At 45.6% G+C, this 1,160-nt stretch carries 1 protein-coding gene; it reads right to left on the bottom strand.

All coding sequences use genetic code 11. The annotated features are described in order from the left end of the window. Positions 1 to 2: 2 nt before the first annotated feature. The coding region (gene tuf, locus C0T34_RS18070; RefSeq protein WP_109850599.1) for an elongation factor Tu at positions 3 to 1,160 on the bottom strand (1,158 nt) is incomplete at its 5' end.

Below are 1,160 nucleotides of genomic sequence, written 5' to 3'. Positions count from 1 at the left end.
AATTAACCTAATACTTTAGCAACAACGCCCGCACCTACTGTACGGCCACCTTCACGGATAGCGAAACGTAAACCGTCGTCCATCGCGATTGGGTGAATCAGTTCAACGATCATGTTAACGTTGTCACCTGGCATTACCATTTCTACGCCTTCTGGTAATTCGATAGTACCAGTTACGTCAGTTGTACGGAAGTAGAACTGTGGACGGTAGCCTTTGAAGAATGGAGTGTGACGACCACCTTCATCTTTGCTCAGAATATAAACTTCTGATTCGAATTTAGTGTGTGGCTTGATTGAACCTGGTTTTGCCAGTACTTGTCCACGTTCGATTTCTTCACGTTTAGTACCACGCAGAAGAACACCAACGTTCTCACCTGCACGACCTTCGTCAAGTAATTTACGGAACATTTCAACGCCAGTACAAGTTGTTTTAACTGTTGGTTTGATACCAACGATTTCAACTTCTTCACCAACTTTAACAACACCACGCTCAACACGACCAGTTACTACTGTACCACGGCCTGAGATTGAGAATACGTCTTCGATTGGTAACAGGAATGGTTTGTCAATTGCACGCTCTGGTTCTGGGATGTATGAATCCAGTGCTTCTGCTAATTCAACAATTTTTGCTTCCCACTCAGCTTCGCCTTCCAGTGCTTTCAGCGCTGAACCACGGATTACTGGAGTGTCGTCACCTGGGAAATCGTACTGAGACAGAAGTTCACGAACTTCCATTTCTACTAATTCCAGTAACTCTTCATCATCTACCATGTCACATTTGTTCAGGAATACGATGATGTAAGGAACACCAACCTGACGACCTAACAGGATGTGCTCACGAGTTTGTGGCATTGGGCCATCAGTCGCAGCAACAACCAGGATAGCTCCGTCCATTTGCGCAGCACCAGTGATCATGTTTTTAACATAGTCGGCGTGACCTGGGCAGTCTACGTGTGCGTAGTGACGAGTTGGAGTGTCGTATTCTACGTGTGAAGTAGAGATGGTGATACCACGAGCTTTTTCTTCTGGTGCGTTATCGATTTGATCGAATGCACGAGCAGAACCACCGTAAGTTTTAGCTAAAACTGTAGTGATTGCAGCAGTCAGAGTTGTTTTACCGTGGTCAACGTGGCCGATAGTACCAACGTTAACGTGCGGTTT

This window comes from Proteus sp. CA142267 (assembly GCF_003336825.1).
GTDB classification, from domain to species: Bacteria; Pseudomonadota; Gammaproteobacteria; order Enterobacterales; family Enterobacteriaceae; genus Proteus; species Proteus terrae.
This window is presented reverse-complemented; position numbering and strand designations above follow the sequence as displayed.